At 77.6% G+C, this 3,323-nt stretch carries 3 protein-coding genes and 1 pseudogene; all 4 read right to left on the bottom strand.

Annotated elements, in window-relative coordinates; all coding sequences use genetic code 11:
• A partial coding sequence (locus ACWGIU_RS33415; protein ID WP_453711857.1) for a bpX6 domain-containing protein occupies nt 1-705 on the bottom strand: 705 nt, incomplete at its 3' end.
• Nucleotides 702-2,405 carry a hypothetical protein gene (locus tag ACWGIU_RS33410; RefSeq protein ID WP_453711856.1) on the bottom strand — a complete coding sequence of 568 codons (1,704 nt, stop codon included), beginning with the start codon at nt 2,403-2,405 and terminating at the stop codon, nt 702-704. The genes ACWGIU_RS33415 and ACWGIU_RS33410, both read right to left, overlap by 4 nt.
• On the bottom strand, nt 2,402-2,896 hold the full coding sequence (locus ACWGIU_RS33405) for a bpX5 domain-containing protein (RefSeq protein ID WP_453711855.1): 495 nt from the start codon (nt 2,894-2,896) through the stop codon (nt 2,402-2,404). The genes ACWGIU_RS33410 and ACWGIU_RS33405 overlap by 4 nt, the downstream gene beginning before the upstream one ends.
• Nucleotides 2,893-3,323: pseudogene (locus tag ACWGIU_RS33400) on the bottom strand (AAA family ATPase); the annotation flags it as partial. The pseudogene ACWGIU_RS33400 and the gene ACWGIU_RS33405, both read right to left, overlap by 4 nt.

The following is a 3,323-nucleotide window of genomic DNA, read 5'->3' as shown; positions in this document are numbered from 1 at the left end:
GGTGAACGCGAGCAGCAGCACGCCGGCGTGGAAGGTGCCGCCCTGCGACGCGACGACGACGAGGAGGGGCAGCACCACGAGGAGGACGACGACGGCCGGCGCGAACGGGCCGGTCACGGAAGACGGACGCCGATGCGGACGCCCCGCGAACGGCGCCCCCCGGCGACGGGCACCGGCCGGGGCGTCCTCGGTGAGCCGCCGGGCCCGCTCCGTCCGGGGCGCGATGCCGGCGGCCGCGCGCAGGTCAGGCCTGGGTTGCCGCGGCAGGGACTCCACGACGGGTTCGGCCTCGGGCTCGGCGGCGCCGACCGGTCGCGGGCGGTGGAGCGTGAGCCCGGACAGGTCGAGCCACCCGGCCGGGTCCAGCTCCGGCAGGCCTGCGATCCGGTGAATGACCGTCACTCCGCCTGCGCCCACCGCGAGGTGTCCGGCGGCCGCTGCGGTGGCGTCGGCTCCGACGGTGGCCGGTGCGCCGCCGTCCGTCCGCACGACGGGCAGCCCAGGAGCCCGGTCGGAACGGATCTCCACAGGTTCGGCCAGCATGAACAGCCATTTTCCGTCGGGCAGTTCCCGCAGACCGGCACCGTCCTGCCAGGAGGCCAGGACTCGCTCGGCTGCCTCGGCCGGGCCGATCACGGGCGCGTCGATGACGAACCCGGTGGCCGTGACGGTGGCGCGGAACGCCTCGCCCTGGGTGGCGCTCACTCGGTGTCCCCGATCAAGAAGTGGATCCTGCCGGTGTTGGCGTCGCCGACCACGATCCGGCCCGGCCGGGTCTCGGCGGCGATCAGCGGCAGGGACGGGTGCACGGCCGGCGGCCCGGAGCCGCCGGAGAAGCGGGTCAGGGTCCGCACACCGTCGGGGCGCACACCGCGCACGATGAGGCCGCTGCGGCTGACGGTGATCAGCGTGGGCGTCCCCTCGTCGTGGACGAGGCCGATCACGTCGGCGTTCTCGCGGAAGGAGATGCGGCTCTCGTCCCCCGACCCGGTCCGCACCTGCCAGGTCCGGCCGTCCTGCGACCAGGCCTGGGAGCCGCCGCCGTGCAGGAAGTGGCGGGCGTCGCGGGCCGCCTCGTGCAGCGGTCGGCTGTCGAGCAGCCGCGCCTCGCGGAAGCGGTTGAAGTGCGGCCGGTCGTGCGCGCCCCGGCCGAGCGCGCCATCCTCGGCGACGCTGCCGTCCGGCCCGATCCGCCACCAGCGGCCGGCCAGCGGCAGCAGCAGGTCGGCACCTGCGCGCAGCAGCGGCAGGACCGGGCGGGCGAAGAGTTCCTCCGGCACGGCATCGTCGCGGCCGGCCCCGAAGGCGGCGAGTTCGGCGGTGTACCCGCCGCGCTCGCCGAGCGGCCGGCCACTGACGTACGGAACGAGCTCGCCGCCCTGGACGTACAGGGCGAGCAGGCGCCGGCCGGTCCGTCCGGCGGCGAGCACCGGCCCGGGCAGGTCGTGGCGGCGCGCCCGGACGGTGGTGGTCATGCGGGCATCGGCGTTCGGCAGGTTGGCGGCGAGCAGGGTGGTGGCCCGCCGGCCCCGGGCGAGCAGGGTGCGTGCGTCGGTGGTGAAGGCGGGCAGCGCCCAGCCGGTCGCTCCCCCGGTGTCGCCGGCCGGCTGTCCGACGGTGACGGGTTCGGCCCGGCGGAACTCCGCCCCGCGCAGTGCCCGTACGGCGATCGCACCCGCGGGCAGGGGGAGTTCGGCCGTCGCTCCGTCGAGCCGGACGACGACGTGGCCGGCGCCGTCGGCAGACCAGCGGGTGGGCTCGCTCGTCAGGACTCCGGTACGCGCGGGGAGCCGGTCGGCGAGGCGCGGCGAGGTCAGCAGCCAGGCCTGGTCGGCGTCGTCCAGGCCGGCCAGGGCGTGCTGTACGTCCCCGGGCGTCGGGTCGGCCGGCCGGCGCGCGGCCAGCCAGGCCGGCAACAGCTCGGCGAGGTCGCCGGTGAGCCGGCGTCCGGCCGGGTCGCCGAGGACGACGACGACCAGTTCGGTACCGCGCGCGGCCGCCCGCCGGTGCAGGACGAGGAGCGCGGCGAGCTGGACCAACCGGCCCGCGCCGGCCTGGGTGGGGCCGGTGTCGACCAGGGCGGCGATCCTGCCGCGGATCGCGTGGGTGCGGAACTCGGGTGCGAGGTGAAGGAGTTCGCCGTCGACGACGCGGCGCAAGAACTCGTCCGGGTACTCGTCGGCGAGCAGCCATTCGGACGCCAGCAGCTGGTCCGGCCTGCCGGAGCGGGCGATGCCGCCGAGGCCGTCGGGGTCGCCGAGGACATCGGCGACGGGCTCGCGCTCGCCGACCAGGACGTCCAGGCGACGCAGCAGCGGGCCGAAGGCGACGGCGAGTTCGGGGGTGATGGCCGAGAGGGTGGCGGCCCACGGGGCGAGGGCGGCGGGCAGGCGGGTGGTGGTCATCGGGCGCCGCCCCCGGCACCGTGCGGGCCGGGGCCCTCCGGCCGGATCAAGGCGTCCAGCGCGTCCGGGGAGGTGACCGGCGCGGGCGGGTCGGCGACCAGCGCGCGGCCCGGGACGAGGACGCAGAGCCGGCCCTCGGCCGCGCCGACGGCACGGCGCCAGAGCGCGGCGGCCGGCACGGGGCGGGCGGTGGTGGGGACCAGCAGGCCGGCGTCGCGGCCCAGGTAGCGGACGCCGTCGGCCCACGGCAGGTCCGCCTCCGCGCCGAGGACGAGCAGCACGCGGTCGGCGGCCGGCAGGCTCGGGCCGTCGTCGGCGAGCACACCGAGGCGGGCGCCGTCGCGGATGCGCTCCAGGGCCGCTGCGGCCAGACCGGGCACCGCGTCGCCCACGGCGAGGACGGCGACGGTCGGGAGCGGGGGCTCACGGCGCTCCCACCGGAGCGGAACGGGCGGCGGAGGGGCGGGCGGAGAAGGCGGGGCGGCGGTCACGAGGGGAGGACCGCCGCGACCAGCTCGGCCCGTATCCCGGCCAGCGCGGTCGGCAGGTCGGCCGGCTCGAAGCCCGCGTCGATCTCACGCAGCGCCGCCTCCAGTCGCAGGCGCGAGTCACGTCCGTCGGGGAGGGTCCGGTGCTCCGCGAGCAGGGCCGTGCCGGTGCGGGCCAGTCGCTCGGCGCGCGCGGTGGTGCTGCGGGACAGCTCTTCGGCGGCGTGGACGAGGCTGCGGTTGGCGGCCTTCTCGACCAGGTCGGCAAGGACGTCGCGGGCCAGCGCCTGGGTGTCGGCGGTCGGGGCGATCAGCGGCAGCACCCACAGGTCGCGCGCCGATGCGGTGGCCCGGCCGTCCAGCACGGCGGCGGCCGCGACCAGCTTCTGCGAGCGCACCGCCCGGCGGTCGCTGAGCGGTACTCCGGCAC

It is taken from the genome of Streptomyces sp. NPDC054840, from assembly GCF_053611065.1.
This window is presented reverse-complemented; position numbering and strand designations above follow the sequence as displayed.

What these genes read in the sequence shown, in the direction of transcription:
- ACWGIU_RS33410 (WP_453711856.1), bottom strand. Translation starts at nt 2,405, where the DNA reads ATGACCACCACCCGCCTGCCCGCCGCCCTCGCCCCGTGGGCCGCCACC.